The sequence below is a fragment of the Amycolatopsis sp. FU40 genome, assembly GCF_021903635.1.
GTDB classification, from domain to species: domain Bacteria; phylum Actinomycetota; class Actinomycetes; order Mycobacteriales; family Pseudonocardiaceae; genus Amycolatopsis; species Amycolatopsis dendrobii.
This window is the reverse complement of the sequence record NZ_CP091381.1, coordinates 1,577,341-1,598,304: the sequence shown is the minus strand read 5'-3', so window position 1 is coordinate 1,598,304 and position 20,964 is coordinate 1,577,341. Positions and strand designations below refer to the sequence as shown.

The window sequence follows — 20,964 nt, the reverse complement described above, 5'->3', positions numbered from 1 at the left end:
AACCCATGCGCGTGCGAACCCTGACCCGGCGCGGTTTTCTCCGCGGCGCGGCGGCGATGGCGCTGGTGCCCGCCGCCGCGGCCTGCGCCGAGGCCCCCGCCGCCACGTCCGGGCCGGTCACCGTCGAAATGTGGCACGGCCAGAGCGACACCGGTCTCAAAGTCCTCAAGCAACTCGTCGCCGCGTTCCAGCGCGAGAACCCCGGCATCCGGATCGACCTCGGCGGCGGCGTGCTCGCCGACGCCATGCTGCAGAAGGTCACCGCGGCGCTCGCGTCCGGCTCCTACCCGGACATCGCGTACATCTTCGGCTCCGACCTCGCCAGCATCGCCCGCAGCCCGCGCGTGGCCGACATGGGCGACGTCGTCCACGGCCAGTTCTGGAAACCCGCGCTCGAAGCGGTCACCGTCAACGAGCGCGTCCGCGCGGTGCCCGCGATGCTCGACTCGCTGGCCGTCGCCTGCAACAGGAAACTTTTCCAGCAGCACGGCGTCCCGCTGCCGGACGCCTCCTGGCGCTGGCCGGATTTCGTGGCCACCGCGAAGAAACTGACCAACCGCGGCCAAGGACAGTTCGGCACGGCCTGGCCCGGCGCGGGCGACGAGGACACCGTCTGGCGGCTGTGGCCGATGATCTGGGACCTCGGCGGCACCATCGTCGGCCAGGACGGGCGCAGCATCGGCTTCGCCGACAGCGGAGTACAGGCACTCGAAGTGATCCGGAAACTCGCCGCCGACCGCAGTGTCTACATCGACCCGAAACCCGGCTCCGAGCAGATGTACCAGGCCTTCGCCTCGGGCCGGATCGCGATGGTGCCGACCGGCCCGTGGCAACTGCCCGACATCCTCGGCGCGGGCATCGACTACCACGTCGTACCGCTGCCGACGTTCACCGGAAAGCCGATCACCATCTCCGGACCGGACACCTGGACGGTCTTCGACAACGGCGACCGCCGCCTCGCCGCGGCCAAAACGTTCCTGAGGTGGCTGACCGCGCCCGGCCAGGACGTCGTCTGGGACGTCGGCGCGGGCAGCCTCCCGCTGAGCGCCGAATCGCAGCGGCTTCCGGAATGGCAGCGGAAAACCCGGGACACCGCGGGGCTTTCCGTGTTCGCCGAGTCGCTCGAGAACTCGCACGTCCGCGCGAACCACCCCGCCTATCCGCAGGTTTCGCAGGCCGTCGCCGCGGCGATCGTCTCCGTGCTGCTCGGGCGCGCGACCCCCGCCGACGCCATGCGCGACTGCGCCTCCGCGGCCAACGCCGCCCTCATCATCCCCCGATAGGACCCCGCCCATGTCCGTACATCCCGGCCCGATCACAGTCGCTCCGGCCGCCAAGACCCGCCGACGCCGCGAAACCGCCGCCGCCTGGGCCTACCTGAGCCCCTCGGTCGTCGTCATCATCGGCCTCGGGCTGGTGCCCGTGGTGTGGTCGCTCGTCCTGTCGTTCCAGGCCGACGACCTGGTCACCCCGTCCCGGTTCGTCGGCGTCGACAACTACGCGGCGCTCGCACAGGACCCGCACTTCGGCCAAGCGGTCGGCAACACGCTGCTGTACACGGCGTTATACGTTCCGCTGAGCATCGTGCTCGGCCTCGCGCTGGCGCTCGCGCTGAACCGGCGAGTGCGCTTCATCGGCGTGTACCGGACGTTGATGTTCGTTCCGTTCGTGCTCTCGGCCACCGCACAGGGCGTCCTGTTCTCGTTCATCCTCGACCCGGAGTTCGGCGTCGCCAACTCGCTGCTGCACCGGATCGGCCTGAGCCCGCAAGGGTTTCTCACCGACCCGGCGCAGGCGTTGCTGGTCCTGGTCGCCATCACGCTGTGGAGCGGCACCGGGTTCTGCATGGTCGTCTTCCTGGCCGCGCTCCAGGACGTGCCGCCGTCGCTGATCGAAGCCGCCCGTTTGGACGGAGCCGGCCCGTTCCGCATCCTGCGGCACGTCACTCTGCCCGCGGTGCTCCCGGTGACCACGTTCCTGACGCTGTGGCAGCTGATCCAATCGCTGCAGGTGTTCGATCTGACTTACGTCACCACGAAGGGCGGGCCGCTCGGCTCGACCACGGTGATCGTCTACTTCATCTGGCAGCAGGCGTTCCAGAATTTCACCGCCGGATACGGCGCCGCCGCGGCCTACGTGCTCGCCGTCGTGCTGCTGGCGCTCGGGCTGGGCGTCCGGTTGCTGCGCCGCACCAAGGAGGTTCGATGACGACGCGCGCCCACGTCGCCCCGGTTTCCGCCGCCCGGCTGCCCGAGGTGGCACGCCAGCCCCGGCGCTGGCGGCTGCCGTTCAGCCCGTGGCATCTGCTGCTGGCCCCGCTGGCGTTGCTGTTCGCCGCGCCGCTGGTGTGGCTGCTGCTCAGCTCGGTGATGAGCAACGCGGAGATCAACCGGTTCCCGCCGTCGCTGTGGCCGTCCGGGATCGATTTCTCCGGCTACCGGTACGTGCTGGAGAACGCGCTGTTCCTGCGCTGGTTCACCAACTCGCTCATCGTGTCGGTCGTGACCGTGGCGGCCAACCTCGTCTTCGGCTCGCTCGGCGGCTACGCGTTCGCGCGCATGCGGTTCCGCGGTTCGAAGGCGATGCTCGGGCTGATGATGGCGACCATGGCGGTGCCGTTCCAGCTCACCATGATCCCGACGTTCCTGGTGATGAAGAAGCTCGGCCTCATCGACTCGCTCGGCGCGCTGATCGTCCCGTCGCTGGTCACGCCGTTCGCGGTGTTCCTGCTGCGGCAGTTCTTCCTGTCGCTGCCGCGTGAACTCGAAGAAGCGGCGTGGATCGACGGCTGCTCGCGGCTGCGGGTGCTGATCCGGATCGTGCTCCCGCTGTCCCGGCCCGCGCTGAGCACCGTCGCCGTGCTGACCTTCCTCAGCACCTGGAACGACCTGACCTGGCCGTTGATCGCGATCAACCACGACACCCAGTACACGCTCCAGCTCGGCCTGACCACCTTCCAGGGACAGCACCACACCAACTGGGCCGCGGTGATGGCCGGGAACGTCATCACCGTGCTGCCGGTGCTGCTGGCCTTCCTCGGCGCGCAGAAGACGTTCATCCAGTCCATCACCTCCAGCGGCCTCAAAGGCTGACGAGTCGTCCAGAGGAACCACGCATGCCGCACCGCTTCGACCTGCTCGTGCTCGGCGACGTCAACCCCGACGTCGTCCTCGGTCCGCTGACCGAAGACCTCGACTTCCGGCAACGGGAGCACCTCGTCGGCCACGGCTGCATCACGCTCGGCGGGTCCGCCGCGATCACCGCCGCCGGTGCCGCCCGGCTCGGGCTGAAAGTCGCCTTCGCCGGGCGGATCGGCGACGACGCCGCCGGCCGCTTCGTCCGCGACCTCCTCGACGGCCGCGGCGTCGACACCCAAGCCCTCACGGTGGATCCGACGCTGCCGACCCCGCTCACCGCGATCCTGACCCGCGGAGGCGGCCGGGCGATCGTCACCAGCTCCGGAGTGCTGGACGCGGTGTCGGCCGCGGACGTCCCCGCTGAGCTGCTCGCGAACGCGCGACACGTCCACGCCTCGTCGTACTTCCTGCTGCCCAAGCTGGCCGCCGGGCTGCCGGAACTGTTCCGTACCGCACGGGCGCACGGCGCGACCACGTCGCTGGACACCAACGACGACCCAGCGCGGCAGTGGGATCCCAGCGGCATCAAGCTGGTACTTCAGGAGACCGGCTTCCTCCTGCCCAATGCCGCCGAAGCGCTGCAACTGTCCGGAGAATCCAGCCTGCTCGACGCTGCGGCGCACCTCGCCGCACAAGGCCCGACCGTCGTCGTCAAGAACGGTGCCGACGGCGCTCTCGCGCACCACCGCGGCGAAACCGTGACGGTTCCCGCGTCCCCGATCTCCCCGCTCGACACCGTCGGCGCCGGGGACAGCTTCAACGCCGCGTTCCTGGCCGCGACGCTGCGCGGGCTGCCGCTCCGCGACGCGCTGCGGGCCGGGGTCGCCGGCGGCGGCCGGTCGACGCTCGCGCGCGGCGGGATCGACGGCCAACCCACTTGGAACGAACTCGATCTCACCGAAACGGAAAGTGCATGACCACCAAGATCACCTTCGTCGGCGCCGGCAGCGTCGTGTTCACCCAGGGTCTGCTGGCGGACCTGTTCGCCTATCCCGAATTGGCCGAGGTGCACGTCGCGCTGCACGACATCGACCCGGAACGCCTGCGGATCGCGCACGCGGCGGCCGGCCGCATCGCCGAAGCCCGCGGCGCCAAGCCCGTCCTCACCGCGCACCTCGACCGTCGCGAGGCCCTTGACGGGGCGGACTTCGTCGTCAACATGGTCCAAATCGGAATGGGCGAAGCCACCCGCGTCGACTTCGACATTCCCGCGCGCTTCGGCGTGCAGCAGACCATCGGCGACACGCTCGGCGTCGGCGGGATCTTCCGGGCCCTGCGCACGTTCCCGTTCCTGCGCGAACTCGGCGAGGACATCGCGCAGGTGTGCCCGCGGGCGTGGCTGCTGAACTACACGAACCCGATGGCGATGAACGTGCAGTACCTCTCCGAAACGCTCGGCCCGGACCGCGTGGCCGGCCTGTGCCATTCGGTGTACTGGACCGTGCACGACCTGGCCAAACTGCTGGAAGTGCCGCTGCCCGAGGTGACCTACCACGCCGCGGGCATCAACCACCAGGCGTGGATCCTGCGGCTGGAGCACCAGGGCGCCGATCTGTACCCGCGGCTCGCCGAACTCTCCGAGGACCCGCAGCTGCGGCGGCGCGTGCGGTTCGACATGTTCCGGCGGCTCGGCTACTACCCCACCGAAACCAGCGAGCATTCTTCGGAATACGTGCCCTGGTATCTCGGCCACGCCAGCGAAATCGAACGGCTGCGGCTGCCGATCGGCGCGTATCTGGACGTCGTGGCGGAGAACGAAGCCGAATACGAACGCACCCGCCAGGCGATCGAGCGCGACGAACCGCTCACCGTCGAGGGCACCAATGAATACGCGCCGCAAATCATCCACAGTGTCGTCACCGGGACGCCGCGCACCGTTTACGGCAACGTGCTCAACCGCGGGCTGATCCCGAATCTCCCCGCGACCGGAGCCGTCGAAGTGCCGTGCCTCGCCGATGCCACCGGCATCCGCCCCACGCGCGTCGACGCGCTTCCGCCGCAGCTGGCCGCGCTCAACCGCACTTACCTGAGCACCACCGAACTCGTGGTGCGCGCGGCGGTCGAGGACGATCCCCGGCACATCCGCCACGCCGCGATGACCGACCCCGCGACGGCGGCGGCGCTTCCGGTCGAACGCATCTGGGAACTGTGCGACGAAATGGTGCTCGCGCACGGCGACGCGCTTCAGCCGGGATTGCGGAAAACACTGGGCAGCTCGTGAGTCTTGACGGCGCGGCGCGGTGATCCGCTAAACTTCTGGCGCCTGCCGGACGGGCAGGCGCCAGAAGTACGCCCAGCCGGTAATGCGGATCTCCCCGCGAGCCCGGACCCAGTCGCCAGGATGTCTTCGGAACCTCCGAGGCGGGGCCGTACTCACCATCGCTGGAGTCACCAGATGCATTCGCTTCCTGGTCGGATTTCTCGCGCGACCGCGGCGGCCGCCGTGCTGATCGGCAGTTCGGCGTGCGCGCTCGGGGCCGCCGGCCCGGCGGAAAGCGCCCCGCTGCCCGCCCCGCACAGCCAAGTCGCCCTGCCCGCCCCGCACGCCGGGTTCGACTACCAGATCGGCGGCCCCTACCAGCCGCCGGCGGGCGTCCAGGTCGTCAGCCGCGACCACGGCGCCCCGGCCGCCGCCGGGGTGTACAACATCTGCTACGTCAACGCTTTCCAGGCCCAGCCCGGAGCCGAGGGCGAATGGGGCGACCTGGTCCTGCGCGACGCCAACGGCGACGTCGTCCTGGATCCCGACTGGAACGAGGCGCTGCTCGACCTGCGCACCGCGGACAAGCGGAGCCGGATCGCGGACAAGGTCGGCGGCTGGATCGACGAGTGCGCGGGCAAGGGCTACCAGGCGATCGAGCCGGACAACTACGACAGCTTCACCCGGTCCCAGGGCCTGCTCAGCGCACGGAACGCCCAGGACCTCGTCAAGCTGCTTTCCCAGCGCGCACACGGGAAAGGCCTCGCGATCGCCCAGAAGAACACTTCGGAACTCTCCTCGTCGCGGGTCGGCAACGGGCTCGACTTCGCCGTCGCCGAGGAATGCGGCGAGCAGGACAACTGCGCGGAATACACCCAGTATTTCGGCGACCGCGTGATCGTCATCGAATACACCCCGGACGGCTTGCGCAACGCTTGCGCCAAATGGGGCGCCACCCTCAGCGTCGTGCAGCGGGACCGGGACGTCACGCCGCAGGGCGAATCCGGCTACGTCCGCGCGACCTGCTGAGACTTCCGTCATCCTGCCAGCACCGCCGCGCGGATGCTGGCAGGGTGGCGGAATGGACGACGAGTACCCGTTCGACAACGCGAGCGCCCCGGCGAGCGACCGGATGTCCGCGCTGGAAGCCAGCTACGACACGACGACTTTCCGGCACCTGGCCGAACTCGGCGTCGGCGCGGGATGGTCCTGCTGGGAACTCGGCGCGGGCGGCGGATCGGTCGCCCGGCGGCTGGCCGAGCAGGTCGGACCGGACGGGCACGTGCTGGCCACCGACCTCGACACGCGCCTGCTCGCCGACCTGCCCGCGAACGCCTCGGCGGTGCGCCACGACGTCCGCGCGGAGCCGGTGCCGGACCGGGAATTCGACCTGATCCACGCCCGCCTGGTGCTGATCCACTTCCCGGAGCGAGACGAACTGGTGGCGAAACTCGCCGGCGCGCTCGCCCCCGGCGGCTGGCTGGTCCTCGAAGAAATCGAGCCGCGCGGGCAAACCGTGCTGGAGACGCCCGACGAGGCGAGCGCGACGATTTTCCGTTCCGTGCAAGGCCGGATCCTGGACCTGCTCGAACGGGCGGGCAGCGACGTCGAATGGGCCGGGCAGTTGCCGGAGGTGCTCGCCGGAGCCGGATTGCGCGAGGTCGGCAGCGCGCGGAGCACGACCCGGTGGCCGGGCGGCGGGCCGGAAATCCGGTTGCTGGCCGCGAATTCGGTGGAACTGGCCGAAAAGCTGACCGCGGACGGCGTGCCGCCGGAGGAGATCGAGCAGTTCCGCCGGGTGCTCGCCGATCCGCGGTTCACCGTGTCCTCCTATCCCCTCGTGTCGGGGTGGGGACGCCGTTAACGGCGGCGAGAGATCGCCACGCCGGCCAGGCAGAGCACGCCGCCGACGAGTCCGTACGCGGTCGGGGTTTCCGCGAGCAACAGCCAGGAAAGCAGCACGGCCACCGCGGGCACGGCGTAGGTCACCATCGTCAACCGGCCCGCGTCCGTGCGGCGGAGCGCGTACGCCCACGCCGTGAAGCCGACCGCGGTGGGGAACACTCCCAAGTAGACGCTGCCGAGCACCGCCCCGGTGGGGGCCACCTGCAGTTCGCTGACCAGCTGCGGTGTCCACGGCAGCAGGACCACAGTGCCGACGACGCAGCCGAGCCAGATCGCGGTCAGCCCGTCGACATGGCGCAAGGTGATTTTCTGGACCATGACGCCAGCGGCGTAAAGCACCGCGGCCAGCAAGCACAACAGCACGCCAGCCCAGTCGTTGCTCCCGGTGGCTCCGGTCGCGATCAGCGCGGCCCCGCCCAGCGCGACGAGCGAGCCGACGACGAGCGAGCGCGAGAAGCCCTCGCCGAGGAACTTCCCGGCCGCGACGGCGACCATCAGCGGCGCGAGGTTCACCAGCAACGCCGCGGTCCCGGCGTCGACGTGCCGCTCCCCCGCGTTGAGGACGACGGTGTACGCGGCCAGCCACAGCACGGCGTATGCCGCGACCAGCAGGAACGCCTTGCGCGACAGCCGGATCCGGACCGCGCCCTTGGCCACGGCGAACACGGTGAGCGTGACGGCCGCGACGGCGAGCCGCAGCAACGCCAGCGGCGCCGGGGACAGCGCGTGCCCAACGCTGCGGATAGCGACGAACGACGAGGCCCACAGCACGACGGCAAGCCCCGCGGCGGCCGCGATCTTGCCGAAGTCGGTCTTGCGGGCGGGCGGGGCGGTTTCCACGAGATCGGTCACCTGGCCATCGTCGCCTCGGTCAGCTGTACAGCACAAGCGATGAGTTCTGTACCTCCGTTAAGGAGTGCTGTACATTCGCCGTATGCTGGACATTCCCCGGCTCCGCGTGCTGCGCGCAGTCGTCGCGTCAGGGTCGATCCGCGCGAGCGCCGCAGCGCTCGGCTACACGCCGTCCGCGGTGAGCCAGCAAATCACCACGCTGCAACGGGAGACCGGGCTGCAGCTGTTCGAACGGTCCGGCCGTGGCATCGAGCCCACCGAGGCCGGGCGCACGCTCGCCGCCGAGGCCGAGGCGCTCTTCGAGGCGTTCAGCCGGGTGGAGCAGGTGGCGAGCGAGCTGCGCGCCGGACGCGTCGGCCGCCTGTCGATCGGCTACTTCGGCTCGGCAGGCTCGACCTGGCTGGCCCCGACGGTCGCCGCGCTGCGCACCGAATTCCCCGGCCTGCGCCTGGACCTGATGCTGACCGAATTCACGCAGGGCGACCCGGACATCGACATCTTCGTGGAGGAAACCGGGGCCGAGCACCCCGGGTCGGTCGTCGTGCACCGGCTGGCCGAGGACCCCTACCTGGCGGTCGTCCGCCTCGACGACCCGCTCGCCGGGCTGCCGGAAGTGCCGCTGGCCGCGCTCGCCGAACGGCATTGGGTCGACAACGACCTGCGCGAAGGCCCGTGCCGTCAGGTGCTGCTCAACGCCTGCACACAGGCCGGTTTCTCGCCGAGTTTCGTCGTCGAGACGCACGACTACCGGACCGCGATGTCTTTCGTGGCAACGGGAATCGGGTTGACGGTGGTGCCGGAACTGGGCATCGGCGAACTGCCGGACGGTCTCGCCACGGTGGCGTTGGCCTCTCCCGCGCCGGTCCGGCACCTCAGCCTGGCGGTGAAGAAGCCGATCGCGGAGCACCCGGCCGCCCGGCGCGCGGTGGAGCTGCTGGAAAGCCTGGTGTGCTCGGGGAAGGCACTGGCCGGGTGAGCATCGCCCTCCCGGCCTCGGGGACTGCCGTGAGGGACTCAGAGTCCGTGCGGGTCCCCCCTCACGGACAGCCAACCGGGGGCCCGGGGTCGCCGAAGTGGTGCCCGCGGCCTGGGAGTTGGGCTGGAAAAGCCGTGAAGGACTCCTTGAGGGAATCTGATTCCCTCAAGGAGTCCTTCACGGCACGGTGCCGGAGGCGGGAATCGGGCGGCCGGGCATTGTCCGGTAACGAATGCACCACATTCGCGACGCGAATGCGCCGCGCCGCCCCGAACGGACCAGTCCGCACCGGGTTCGCGCCGGACGACGGGCGGAAGCCGGCTCACCGGAACGGGTTGATGGCCCGCTGCCAATTTCACCGGCTCTTTCCGCGCCGACCTGGGCGGCCGACCGGAAACCGACTTCGTTACACCCCGATCGGGTAGGGATGACTCACGCGCAGTCCCCGGTTTAGCGACCCAAACCCGCGTCCGTCACCCTGACGAGGAGCGTCGAACCCCCGGGTTGGCGGATTGGCCGGGGCACCCCCCTCGTGCGGGAATGGTGTCACCGTCCGACATCGAAGTCGCCCGGTTTTCCTCGGGGAAAGGGAAGGGTTCGTTTTCATGGACGTCCGGTACGAGGCTTTTTGCTTCGCCGATCCGCTGTTCTTCGACGAACCGCGCGAATCGCCGGGCGCGGCAGGCGACCTGGCCGCGGGGCTGCCGCTGCCGGGACCCGAGTGGACGGACGAGACGCGCGGGATCTGGCGGTCGCTGCGCCCGGCGGGCCGGAAACTTCCCGCCCAGGGCTGGAAAATCCACGTCTCCGCAGGTCTGGACAACGCGGCCGGCGTACTGTCCCGCGTGCATCGGTACTGTGTGGAGCATCGGATCGCGTACAAGCATCTGCGCTCCCGGGCGACCCTGCTGAGCCGCAATTCGAAATACGCTCCGCGCGAAGGTAGCGGCAAGCTCGTCACGATTTACCCGCACTCCGAAGAGGCGCTCGCCGCGATACTGTCCGACCTTTCCGCCGAGCTGGAAGGCGAGCACGGCGCGTATATTCTGAGCGATCTCCGCTACCGCGAAGGCCCGCTTTACGTCCGGTACGGCGGATTCGCCGAACAGTGGACCGAACACGCCGGAACCCGGGTGCTGGCAATCCGCCATCCGGATGGCACGCTCGTGCCCGACCGCCGGGAACCGTCCTTTTCCGTCCCGGAATGGGCGCCGATTCCGTCCTGTCTGTCCGGCAGCCTGGCCGCGCGCAAGAACGGGGCCGCATTCCCGTACCGGGTGACCGGTTCCCTGCACTTTTCCAACGGCGGCGGCGTTTATCTGGCCGAGCGAGGGGCCGGCCGGAAGACCGTCGTGCTGAAGGAGGCCCGGCCGCACGCCGGGCTGGACCGGGAAGGCGCCGACGCGGTCGCCCGGCTGAACCACGAACGCGAGGTGCTCGAACGACTGGCGGACGTTCCGGGCATCCCGCGCGTGCACGAGCAGTTCACCGTGTGGGAGCACCATTATCTGGCGATGGAGCACCTGCCCGGCATCGCGCTGAGCAGCTGGCTCGCCCGGCACTACCCGCTCACCAGCGGCACGCGGGCCGAGGGCGGTCTCGCGGCCTACCGCGAACGCGCGCTGGCCGTGCTCGCCCAGGTCGAACGCATCGTCGCGGACATCCACCGGCACGGGATCGTGTTCGGCGACCTGCACGGGAAGAACATCCTGGTGGACGAGCACGACCGGGTGTCGCTGATCGACTTCGAACTGGCTGTCGAGGCCGATTCCGGCGACCGTCCGGGGCTGGGCGCCCCCGGTTTCCGCGCACCCGCCGACCGGCACGGTTTCGAGATCGACGAACATGCCCTCGCCGCGCTGCGGCTGTGGCTGTTCCTTCCGCTGGTGATGCTGCTGGAACTCGCGCCCGGCAAACTGCGCGGGCTCGCGGACTTCGCGCAGCAGCGGTTCGACCTGCCGGACGGGTACGCCGACGGTGTGGTCTCCGTGCTCGCCCCGCGCACCGCATCGCCCTCGACGCACACCGCGCTGGACGAGCCGCGGCCGGACTGGTCGCTGGTCCGCAAGCAGATCGCGGAAGCCATCCTCGCCGCTGCCGCTCCGGAGCGTAGTGACCGGCTGTTCCCCGGCGACATCGAACAGTTCCGCTCCGGCGGCACGGGGTTCGGCGTCGGAGCCGCGGGCGTGCTGCACTCGCTGCACGTCGCCGGAGCCGGCCGTTATCCGGAATACGAAGAGTGGCTGCTGGCGGCCGTCCGGCGGCAACCGCCCTCGCGGCCCGGGTTCTTCGACGGCAGCCACGGCATCGCGTACGTCCTCGAGGAATTCGGCTACGCGGCAGAAGCCGACGAACTGCTCGCCGCGTCGCGGTCGCTGGTCGATCAAACCACCGACCACGGCCTGGAAAGCGGGCTCGCCGGAATCGGCCTCACCCGCCTGCACTTCGCGACGACCCGCGGCGACAACGAATTCGGCCGCCAAGCACTGGACGTCGCGCTCAAGCTCGCGAGCGCGTTCGAGACCGCAGACCCGCCCGGCCGCTTCGCCAGGGCCGGCCTGCTCAGCGGCTGGTCCGGGCCCGCGCTGCTGTTCCTGCGGCTGTACGAGCACACCGGCGAGCCGTCCTGGCTCACCCTTGCCGACCGGGTGCTGGCCCGCGACCTGGAGGAATGCGCTCCCGCGTCGGACGGATCGCTGCAGGTCCGCGACGGCGCCCTGCGCCTGCTCCCCTACGCCGCGATCGGCAGCGCCGGAATCCTGCTGGTCGCCGAACAGATCGCCCGGCGCCTGCCGGACTCCGCGGCCGCCGAGAGCCTGCCCGGGCTGCGCGCCGCCTGCCGCGGGGAGTTCGTGATCCACCCCGGCCTGCTCTACGGCCGGTGCGGGCTCGCCGCCGCGCTGTCCTTCGCCGACGAGCCCGACCGGGAAGCCATCGACCTGCATCTGGCGCGCTTGTCCTGGCACGGCGTCCCCTATCACGGCGGGCTGGCCTTCCCCGGCAACCAGCTGCTTCGCCTGTCGACCGACGTCAGCACCGGCAGCGCGGGGGTCCTCCGCACGCTCGCCGCACTACTGGACGGCGCGGAACCGCTGCCCTTCCTGGGCTCCGCACCGTCCCCGCACACCTCCGGCCGATGAGCGCCGGCGGACCCCGAGAGAAGGGAACACCCATGGAAAACGTCCTGGAACTGCAGGCGCTGGAGGCCCCGGAAGCCCTCGAAGGCCAGGGACTGGACCACCACGGCCACAGCCACTACAGCGCATGGTGCGGCGACAGCACGCTCAGCCTGCTTCTCTGCTACTGACCGCGCGGGCAGGGCGGGAACGGCGCAGGACAAGTGCGCCGTTCCCGCCCCGTTCATTCTGCCCCGCTTGGCGGCGGTGGTCGCGGCGAGGTCGAGGTCGCCGATCCGGCCAGAGTCCGGCGATGTCCGACCGCGAGGATGGGCCGCAGAGCGGGCACTCGGCGCATTCGCCGAGCACGCCGGACCCGCGCCGCTCCGCCGCCGCGGTCCTCGTCAAGTCATTGACCTCCTCCGACGCCACGCTCGCCGCAGACGCCCGAGGAAAACGGCATCGCCCGTTGTTCTTCGGCCGCCCCCGGCTCACCGCAGCCGCTTCGCCGATCTCAGCCAGCACCGCGCCTGCCGACCGCCATGCGAAGGGAGTGCCATGGCCGGACCCGCCGATCGCCTCCTGACCTCGACCGCGCTCCTGGACCGTCCCAGGCTCGCCGCGGTGATCGTCGCGTCGCTGCTCTCTGCCAGTGCCGGACTGTTGCTGCCCGGCGCCCTCGCCACCGCCACCGACGCGGTGCTCAGCGGCCGAAGCAGCACCGGCGCGGTGATCTGGCTGCTCGCCATCGGCGCCGCGGAGATCGCCGCGGACGCCGTCATGGTGGTCCTTCCCGCCCGCCTGACCAGCAACGCGAGCGCCTGGCTGCGCCGCCGCGTCACCGACCGTTTGCTCGCCTTGGGCACCAGCTCGCCGTTCGCCCCAGGCGACGCGGTCAGCCGAGTGTCCGGCGATTGCGCAGCGGCTGGCGGCGTCGCCGCGATCGTGGTGCAGCTGGTCGCGACCGGTCTCCTGTCCTCCGGCGCGGTAGTCCTGCTCGCGCTTCTGGACTGGCGGCTCGCACTCGTCTTCCTCGGCAGCCTCCCCTTCGCCTTGCTGCTCGCGCGGTCGCACCTGCGCGGAACGGCCAAGGATGTGCTTGCCTACCAACGGGTTTCCGGCGAACTGTCCGCCCGGCTGCTCGACGCCGTCGCCGGTCTGCGGACGATCGCCGCGTCCGGCACCGCCGACGCCGAAGCCGCCCGGGTGCTGCGTCCGCTGCCTCGGCTGAACCTCGCCGGCCAAGGCATGTGGCGCACGCAGGCGCGGATGGTGTGGCGAGCCGGTCTCTTGCTCCCCACGGTGGAAATCCTCACCCTCGCCGCCGCCGGTTTCGGTGTCCTGGACGGGCGGTTGAGCGCCGGGGACGTCCTCGCCGCCCTTGGGTACGTCGCGCTCGGACTCGGCCTGGTCACGCAAATCCCTCTGCTCACCACCCTTTCCCGGATCCGCTCGGCCGCGCTCCGGATCACCGAGGTCCTCGACGCCGAGCCCCCGCCTCGCGGCGCACTCGGACTGCTGCCCGGAAACGGCGCCCTGGAACTCCGCGGAGCCACCGTCCACGGGGCGCTCGCCGACGTCGACCTCACCATTCCCGGCGGCTGTTTCGCCGCAGTAGTAGGAAGTTCCGGCACGGGAAAGTCCACTATGGTCTCTTTGCTGGCCGGTCTTCGCCGCCCCGACGCCGGACAGGTGCTGCTCGACGGCCGCGACCTCGCCGTGCTGCGCCCGGACGAGCTTCGGGCCGTAGTCGGATACGCCTCGGCCGAGCCCGCGCTGCTCGGCGCCACTGTCGCCGATGCTGTCGCTTACGGTTCCTGGGCCAGCGTTCCGGCGGTCGACGAGGCTTGCCGGACCGCGCGCATTCACGACATCCTCGTGCGCTTGCCGCACGGTTACGACACTCCTCTTGCCGAAACTCCGTTGTCCGGCGGGGAAACCGCCCGGGTGGGCCTCGCGAGGGCGCTCGCGCGGAACCCGCGGGTGCTCCTGCTCGACGACGCCACCGCCAGCCTGGACACGGTCACCGAACGCGCCGTGACGGCGGAACTCGGCCGCCGGACCCGGGTGGTCGTGACGCACCGGGCCGCGATGGCCGCGCGGGCGGACGTGGTGGTGTGGCTGGCGGCGGGGCAGGTCCGGGCGGTCGGGCCGCATGCGCGGTTGTGGCAGATGCCGGGGTATCGCGCGGTGTTCACGGAGGAAACGTGAGCGGGAACGCGTTCGCCGGGCGCCGCGCCGAGGCGAGTTCGTGGCGTGGGCTCGCGGCGCAGCAAGCCCACGGACACAACCGCACCGTGCACGCGGAGGGACCATGAGCATCGGCCGCCTCTACTGGAACGCCCTGGCCGGGCAATGGCGCGGCGGGCTGGTTCTCCTGGCCTGCTCCGTCCTCGAAGGACTGCCCGCGTTCTTCTCCGGACGGCTCGTCGAACTGGCCGTCAACAGCGGGTTCGCGGCAGGCAAGCCCGGCATCGGCCTCGGCTGGCTCGGGGTATTCGGACTCGCCGCTCTCGCCGGCGCGTTCGGCTCGCGGCTGGTGTGGCGGCAACTGGGCAAAGTCGTCGAGCCGTTGCGCGACGCGCTGGTGACCGCCGTCGTGCGCGGGGTGCTGCACGATCCCGCGCCGCCGCGGAGCGGGCCGGACGCTCGCGGCGTCGCGCGGATCACCCAGCACGTCGAGGTCGTGCGCGATGCCACCGGCGGGCTTCTCGTCCAGGCGCGCGGCATGATCGTCACCACCGCGGCGGCGATTGCCGGGCTGGTGACCGTCGCGGGGTCGCTGGCGTTGCCGGTCGTGGTCCCGGTGGTGCTCGCGCTGGCCGGATTCGCCGCGCTGCTGCCCTCCCTGGCCCGGCGGCAACGCGCGCTCACGTTGGCCGACGAAGGCACCGCAGCCGCCACGGGCTCGATTTTCGCCGGGCTGCGCGACGTCGTCGCCTGCGGAGCCGAACCGGTCGCCGCGCTGGCCGCCGACCACGCGGTGGACCGTCAAGCCTCGGCCGCGGTGCGGGTCGCCAGGTCGGCCGCGCTGCGGTCGATGATCGTGGCGCTCGGCGGATTCGTCCCGCTGGTGCTCGCGCTCGCCCTCGCGCCGTCGATGGTCGCCCGCGGCGAACTGACCGCAGGGGCGGCGCTGGGCGCGCTCGTCTACCTGGCCACCACCTTGCAACCCGCACTGCGCGGACTGGCCGCCACCGCGTCCACGGTCGTCCTCCGCTTGCTCGTCGCCCTGCGCCGGCTCGCCGAAACCACCGCCCCGCCCGAACGCCGCCCAGCGACCGAAAGCCCCGCCGGACTCGGCCTCGCCGTGCGCGACCTGACCTTCCGCTGGGGCGCCGCCCCGGAACCGGTCGTCCACGGCCTGAACCTCGACCTGCGCCCCGGCGAACACCTCGCGGTGGTCGGCCCGAGCGGCATCGGGAAATCGACCCTCGCCGGTCTGCTCACCGGCCTGCTGCCACCGCACTCCGGCGAAGTCCGGCTGGGCGGCGTGCCCGTCAGCGAACTGGCCGACCGCCCCCGGCATCTGGTGCTGGTCCCGCAACAGGCTTACCTCTTCGCCGGAACCCTGCGCGAAAACCTGTCCCTGTTCCACCCCGAAGCCTCCGACCGCCGTCTCGCCGCAGCCGCGGAAGCCGTAGGCGCCGCCCCGCTGCTAGCCCGCCTCGGCGGCCTGGACGCCGAACTCGGCCCTGGCGCGGAGGGCATTTCCGCCGGAGAAGCCCAGCTCCTCGCACTGGCGAGGGCTTATGCCTCGCCGGCCGGAGTCGTCGTGCTGGACGAAGCAACGTCCACTTTGGACCCGGCGGCGGAGGTCCGCGCGGAACGCGCCTTCGCCGCCCGGGGAGGCACCCTGATAGTGATCGCACACCGCCTGTCCTCCGCGATCAGGGCGCACCGCGTGCTGCTGATGGACGGACCGGAGACGCTGCTGGGCCGGCACGAGGAACTTCTCGCTGCTTCGGCGCGGTACGCCGAGATGATGCGGGCTTGGCTGCCGGAGCGATCTCGCCTTGAAGCCAGCTGAACGGCCGGGACCGCCGCCTGCGAAGAGCCGGAGCGGCAAGCCATGCAGCTCCCGCTGTTCGCCGCCACCGCTCCGTCGGTGAGCGGGGCGTTCCCGGCCGTGTTCGCCTGCTCCGTCGCCGACCGAGCGATACTCCCTCTGGAAGCCCGCCGCAGCACGGATTCCGCCGCAGGTGAACGCCCCGCTCAGACCTTGCGCGGCACCGAGGCGATGAGGATCCTGCTGTTGCCGTGGCCGAGGTAGATGTCGACCTTGCTGAAGCCGCCGGACGGGCCGGGTTCGGTCCAGCCGAAGGTCTTGTAGTCGTTCAGCGCCGAGCGGGTCTGGACGTCGAACAGCGTGCCCGCCTGGCGGAACTCGAAGGTCACCGTGGTGCTTCCGGAACCGGCGTCGTCGCGGACGTAGCCGCTGACGCCGACCGAGCGGTTGTACCAGGTCAGCGTGCCCCCGGCGGCCCCGCCGATGATGTCGTCGCCGAAGTTCGACGTCGGGTAGCCTGCCGCGCTCGCGGCCCCCGCTCCGCCGAGGACGGCGACTGCGGACACGGCAAGGCTGACGGCGATGCGTTTCATGATTTTCCCCCAGAGAGTGGTCGATGCTGGGCGGAATCGTACTGTGCCGCGGCGTTCTATGCGGGATTATGCGGGAAATCCCGGATTGGCTCGATGACGGCTTGGCCCTCTCCGCTGACCGCGTTGGCCAGTGCCGCGGCGGAGACCGGGTCTGTGCCGCCGTCCTCGGCGCTGTCGATCGTCCGGCGGAGGAAGGCGTCGCCGGAGCCCCTCGTTGACAACTGGAGATCGTCTCCATATCTTCGCAAGTGGAGATTGTCTCCAGTTTTAGGCTCCGGCGAGGTGCGACAGTGAAAATCTTGATGTTCGGACGCGGCGTGATCGCGGCGATGTACGGCTGGGCCTTGGAGCGGGCGGGGCACGATGTCGAGTTCTATGTCCGCCCCGGTCGCGCGGCGGAGTACGGGGAGTCGATCGACCTCGATCTCCGCGACCTGCGGGGGCGGCGGGGCGCCGAGACTTGGCCGGTGCGCTACCGCGAGGAGCTGGAACCGGGCCATGAGTTCGATCTGATCGTGCTGAGCGTCCAGCACTATCGGCTCCCGGAGGCGGCGGCGTTTCTGGCGCCGCGCGCCGGGAAGGCGACGGTGCTGGTGTTCGGCAACATCTGGTCCGAGCCGCTGGCCGCGATCGGCGATCTGCCCGTCGAGCAAGTCGCGTGGGGCTTTCCCCAGGGCGGCGGCGGTTTCGGCGAGGACGGCGTGCTTCGCGGGATGTTGATGCCGCTCGCTGTGTTCGGGACCCTCGGCGAGCCTCCGACCGAACGCGAGCGGGTCGTACGGCAGGTGTTCCGCGACGCTGGGTTCCGGGTCCGGGAACGGCCTGACTTCCGGGGCTGGTTGTGGGTTCACTTCATCTCGGACGCGGGTCTGCACTCGCAGGGCGTGCGGGTGGGTTCGCTGAGCTCGCTGGCAAGGTCCCGGAGCGATCTGCGGGAGGCGTTGCTGGCTGGGCGCGAGCTTGTGCGGCTTCTCGAAGCCCGGGGCGTCGACGTGCGGCAGCATCGGGGCGCGTTGCTGCTGTTCCGGGCGCCGACCTGGCTGACGGTCCCGGTGCTGGGGTGGCTGCTGGCCCGCTTTCCCCCGGCGCGGGTGAATCTCGAGGCGCACTCCGATCCCGATGCCCGCGAGCCGCGCGAGATCTGCCGCGACGTCCTGGCCGAGGCCCGGCGGCTGGGCGTCACGGTGCCGCGATTAGAGGCGGCGGAGCCTTACTTCGGTCTGGAAAGGACGGAGTGAGCCGCCGGGTTTCGGCCGATGGCCGCGGATCGGTTGGCGGGCGGGCGAAGCGTTGCCAGATGGCGGATCGAAGGAATCGGGCTCTGGAAGTCAGCGCGTGCGACGGCTGATCGGCACGCCGGGCGGCGAGCATCCATCCGCGTCCGGAGCCTCGCCAGCCGTCGCCGAAAGCGCGCGATCCCTGCACCGTGCCGCTCCCCGAAGGGTTCAGGTGAATCCGTTGCCGGGCAAGGGGTTCTCGGTCATGCGGCGCGCCAGCACGCCCGTCGCCTCGATCCGGCAGACCCGGCGAACCCGTCCCGGCAAAGCGGGTTCAGACCACTCCGGCCGCGATCAGCTGTTCCCAGATCACCCCCTGGTCCACGACCTCGACGCCGAATTTCTCGGCCTTCGTGAGCTTGCTCGCGCCGACGTCGGCGCCGGTGATCAGCAGGTCCGTGCTTGCCGAGACGGAGGACGCGGTGGTCGCGCCTGCTGTCTCGCACAGGCGCTGGAAGGTGGGGCGGGGCACCTTCTCCCCGGATCGCGGGTCGCTGATCGCACCGGTCACCACTACGGTCTTGCCTTCCAGCGGCGCGCCTGCGACGACGGCGGGCGGGAGGTCTTCTTCCAGGACGTCCAGGGAAACTCCGCGTTCTCGCAGGCGTTCCAGTTCAGGGCGCAGCCGGGTGAGGTGTTCCACCAGCGAGGCGGCGACCTTCGGCCCGATGTCCTCTACTTCGACAAGACCGTCGACGCCCGCGTCGAGCACTGCTTCCAGCGAAGCGAATCCGGCGCGGCACAGGCGGGCGGCGGTGCCTTCCGACGCCATCGGGATCGCGAGCCCGATCAGTGCCCGGCGCAGGCCGACCTGGCGGCTGGCGTCGATCGATTCGATCATCCGCGTCGCCGAGACCTCGCCGATGCGGTCGAATTCCAGCAGGCGTTCCTTGGTCAGCCGGTAGAAGTCCGACGGGTGTTCCAGGATTCCGGCCTCGGCCAGCCGTTCGATCCACACGCCGCCGATCGCGTCGATGTCGGCGGCCGCCCGGGACGCCCAGTGGATCAGCCGGCGCACGGTCTGGGCCGGGCAGGAAACGTTGGTGCAGAACAATTCCCGGCTGTTGCCCTGTTCGGTGAGCGGCTGCTCGCACGACGGGCACGTCGACGGGGGCACGATCTCCCGCTCCGCCCCGGTGCGTTTCGACTCGTCGAGAACGCCCGCGACGAACGGGATGACGTCGCCCGCCCTGCGGACCAGCACAGTGTCGCCGATCTTGATGCCGCGGGCGCGGATCACCTCCTGGTTGGCCAGCGTCGCGCGGGTGACCGTGGTCCCGCCCACGAAGACCGGCTCCAGCCACGCGACCGGGGCGATCTTGCCGGTTTTGCCGACGTCCCAGACCACATCGGACAGTACGGTGGTCTTCTCCTCGGCGGCGAACTTGTACGCCAGTGCCCCGCGCGGCGAACTCGAACGGGTGCCTGCGGCGGCATACGCGGCGCGGTCGGCGAGCCGGAGGACGGCGCCGTCGATGTCGTAGTCCAGGTCGTTGCGCTGCTGCTCGATCGTGGTGATGACGGCTTGCGCGGAGGCCGCGTCGGCGCAACGGCGCATGTCCGCGGCGGTGAAGCCGAGCGCCAGCAGACCGCTGCCCAGGTCGGTTTCCGCACTGCCCGGTTCAGTGTCCAGGTCGAAGGCGAAAAAGCGCAGCCGACGCTCGGCGACCGCGGCTGGGTCTTTCGCGCGCAGCGTGCCCGCCGCGGCGTTGCGGGGGTTGATCAGCGGCTTGTCCGGGTGTGCGGTGTTGTAGGCGGCGAAGGTCGACCGCAGCATCACTGCCTCGCCGCGCACCTCGACCCGGCCTGGGGCGCTGACCTGGTGCGGAATGCCGTCGGTCAGGGCGCGCACGAGCATGGTCACGTCGTCGCCGGTGGTTCCGTCGCCGCGGGTGACCGCTCGCGCCAGGCGGCCGTCCTCGTACACCAGGGCCAGCGACAGGCCGTCGAGCTTGGGCATCACGACCACGGGCTGCCCGGGGAACCGGTCGAAGAAAGCCTCGACCTGCTCCGGCTTCGTCGCCTTCTCCAGCGACAGCATCGGCCGCGAATGCCGGATCGGCGCGTGCAGCACCGCGGGCCCGCCCACCTGGTCCAGCGGGTTCGGGTCCGGGGCCAGCTCCGGGCTCGCCTCGATCAACCCGCGCAGCTCGTCCTCGATCGCGTCGTACTCCGCGTCCGCCACCACCGGCGAACCCCGGTAGTACGCGTCGCGCAGCACTACGACCTGATCGGCCAGCTCCTGAATACGTTCCCGAACGTCCACGGACCGGAACGCTACCCGGCCCCACCGACAAAACCGGACTGCGACGCAAACCGGGCGGTCGCCGCGGGGCTGCCGATCGGGTGACCCCGCGGCTGCCGGGAAGGGGCGGCAGCCGAGCCCTGTGGGCCAGGAACGTTCTTCGCCGCACGGATCTTTCCGAATTTCTCCGGTTTCGAGAAAAAGCGAGGAAGTGTGCCCGGAGAATGCGGTTCCGGCGATAAAACCCGGAGGACGGCGACGCGTGATTCCGGACGGAATTCCGATGGCGCGTAAACCCGGGCGCGGCGTGCTGGAAGGCGCGTTTCTTCTGCCGGAGGAACTGGCGCGGAACGGCGAGGCCGGGCCTACCCAATTGGCGGCCGCCCACCGGCTGCTCGGCCAGCGTCGGCGTGCCAGCCGATTCCGGACGGGCGCTCCTCGGCTGCGGAATCCGACGAGATCTGCGCGATGCGTGCCGGTTGGGCGCTGCCTTCCAAGGCTGCGACGGAAATGGTTCTCGCCGCTTCCGGACCGCGCGCCGAGCCGCCCGAAAAATATTCCGGGCGGGAATGGGAAAAGCTGCTCGCCGACGCCCGGGACCGGGACGTGGCGTTCGATTACAGCGACGGGGTGCCGCCGTTGTGCGGCGTGGCC

General features: G+C 70.6%; 18 protein-coding genes. 14 read left to right on the top strand and 4 right to left on the bottom strand.

The genetic code is table 11. From position 1 onward, the window contains the following. The first annotated feature begins 5 nt into the window (after positions 1–5). The 7 genes from L3Q65_RS08405 (at position 6) to L3Q65_RS08375 (ending at position 7,201) form a co-directional block, all read left to right on the top strand. Positions 6–1,283, top strand: a complete 1,278-nt coding sequence (locus L3Q65_RS08405) for an extracellular solute-binding protein (RefSeq protein ID WP_237599259.1) — start codon at positions 6–8, stop codon at positions 1,281–1,283. Between the two features lie 10 nt (positions 1,284–1,293). Further along, a complete protein-coding gene (locus L3Q65_RS08400; protein ID WP_237599258.1) occupies positions 1,294–2,208 on the top strand; it encodes a carbohydrate ABC transporter permease in 915 nt (304 codons plus the stop codon). Continuing rightward, complete coding sequence (locus L3Q65_RS08395) at positions 2,205–3,092, top strand: carbohydrate ABC transporter permease (protein WP_182895001.1); 888 nt, start codon at positions 2,205–2,207, stop codon at positions 3,090–3,092. Before L3Q65_RS08400 ends, L3Q65_RS08395 begins: the two co-directional genes overlap by 4 nt. A gap of 23 nt (positions 3,093–3,115) precedes the next feature. After that, entirely contained in the window at positions 3,116–4,054 is a 939-nt protein-coding gene (locus tag L3Q65_RS08390) for a carbohydrate kinase family protein (RefSeq protein WP_182895000.1), read from the top strand. Continuing rightward, entirely contained in the window at positions 4,051–5,358 is a 1,308-nt protein-coding gene (locus L3Q65_RS08385; RefSeq protein ID WP_182894999.1) for an alpha-glucosidase/alpha-galactosidase, read from the top strand. Before L3Q65_RS08390 ends, L3Q65_RS08385 begins: the two co-directional genes overlap by 4 nt. Positions 5,359–5,532: 174 nt before the next feature. After that, positions 5,533–6,366, top strand: coding sequence for an endo alpha-1,4 polygalactosaminidase (locus L3Q65_RS08380; protein WP_182894998.1), 834 nt, complete (start codon positions 5,533–5,535; stop codon positions 6,364–6,366). A 52-nt stretch (positions 6,367–6,418) separates the two neighbouring features. Continuing rightward, a complete protein-coding gene (locus L3Q65_RS08375; protein ID WP_182894997.1) occupies positions 6,419–7,201 on the top strand; it encodes a class I SAM-dependent methyltransferase in 783 nt (260 codons plus the stop codon). On the opposite strand, the gene L3Q65_RS08370 is transcribed toward L3Q65_RS08375, so the two are convergent. Further along, positions 7,198–8,094: a DMT family transporter gene (locus L3Q65_RS08370; RefSeq protein WP_182894996.1), complete on the bottom strand. Its 897-nt coding sequence runs from the start codon at positions 8,092–8,094 to the stop codon at positions 7,198–7,200. The two genes, L3Q65_RS08375 and L3Q65_RS08370, sit on opposite strands and share 4 nt — an antisense overlap. 82 nt (positions 8,095–8,176) lie before the next feature. Here L3Q65_RS08370 and L3Q65_RS08365 point away from each other — a divergent pair, with 82 nt between their 5' ends. From L3Q65_RS08365 to L3Q65_RS08340, 6 genes are all read left to right on the top strand, one after another. Continuing rightward, the gene (locus L3Q65_RS08365; RefSeq protein WP_182894995.1) at positions 8,177–9,070 is read left to right on the top strand and encodes a LysR family transcriptional regulator; all 894 of its coding nucleotides are present in this window, start codon (positions 8,177–8,179) and stop codon (positions 9,068–9,070) included. Between the two features lie 605 nt (positions 9,071–9,675). Further along, a complete protein-coding gene (lanKC, locus tag L3Q65_RS08360) occupies positions 9,676–12,210 on the top strand; it encodes a class III lanthionine synthetase LanKC (protein ID WP_237599257.1) in 2,535 nt (844 codons plus the stop codon). Positions 12,211–12,242: 32 nt separating this feature from the next. After that, the gene (locus L3Q65_RS08355) at positions 12,243–12,377 is read left to right on the top strand and encodes a class III lanthipeptide (RefSeq protein ID WP_182894993.1); all 135 of its coding nucleotides are present in this window, start codon (positions 12,243–12,245) and stop codon (positions 12,375–12,377) included. A 122-nt stretch (positions 12,378–12,499) separates the two neighbouring features. Beyond that, positions 12,500–12,772, top strand: coding sequence for a hypothetical protein (locus tag L3Q65_RS08350; RefSeq protein WP_237599256.1), 273 nt, complete (start codon positions 12,500–12,502; stop codon positions 12,770–12,772). Then, positions 12,745–14,397, top strand: coding sequence for an ABC transporter ATP-binding protein (locus L3Q65_RS08345; RefSeq protein WP_182894991.1), 1,653 nt, complete (start codon positions 12,745–12,747; stop codon positions 14,395–14,397). The genes L3Q65_RS08350 and L3Q65_RS08345 overlap by 28 nt, the downstream gene beginning before the upstream one ends. Before the next feature lie 103 nt (positions 14,398–14,500). Next, positions 14,501–16,216: an ABC transporter ATP-binding protein gene (locus L3Q65_RS08340; RefSeq protein ID WP_182894990.1), complete on the top strand. Its 1,716-nt coding sequence runs from the start codon at positions 14,501–14,503 to the stop codon at positions 16,214–16,216. A gap of 185 nt (positions 16,217–16,401) precedes the next feature. On the opposite strand, the gene L3Q65_RS08335 is transcribed toward L3Q65_RS08340, so the two are convergent. Both L3Q65_RS08335 and L3Q65_RS08330 read right to left on the bottom strand, forming a co-directional pair. Next, complete coding sequence (locus tag L3Q65_RS08335; protein ID WP_182894989.1) at positions 16,402–16,788, bottom strand: hypothetical protein; 387 nt, start codon at positions 16,786–16,788, stop codon at positions 16,402–16,404. Between the two features lie 56 nt (positions 16,789–16,844). Beyond that, positions 16,845–17,009, bottom strand: coding sequence for a hypothetical protein (locus tag L3Q65_RS08330; RefSeq protein ID WP_182894988.1), 165 nt, complete (start codon positions 17,007–17,009; stop codon positions 16,845–16,847). Between the two features lie 69 nt (positions 17,010–17,078). Between L3Q65_RS08330 and L3Q65_RS08325 the strand changes: the two genes are divergently transcribed. Beyond that, complete coding sequence (locus L3Q65_RS08325) at positions 17,079–18,026, top strand: ketopantoate reductase family protein (protein WP_182894987.1); 948 nt, start codon at positions 17,079–17,081, stop codon at positions 18,024–18,026. Between the two features lie 313 nt (positions 18,027–18,339). Here L3Q65_RS08325 and ligA read toward each other — a convergent pair whose 3' ends face one another. Next, entirely contained in the window at positions 18,340–20,331 is a 1,992-nt protein-coding gene (ligA, locus tag L3Q65_RS08320; protein ID WP_182894986.1) for an NAD-dependent DNA ligase LigA, read from the bottom strand. Positions 20,332–20,964 lie beyond the last annotated feature (633 nt).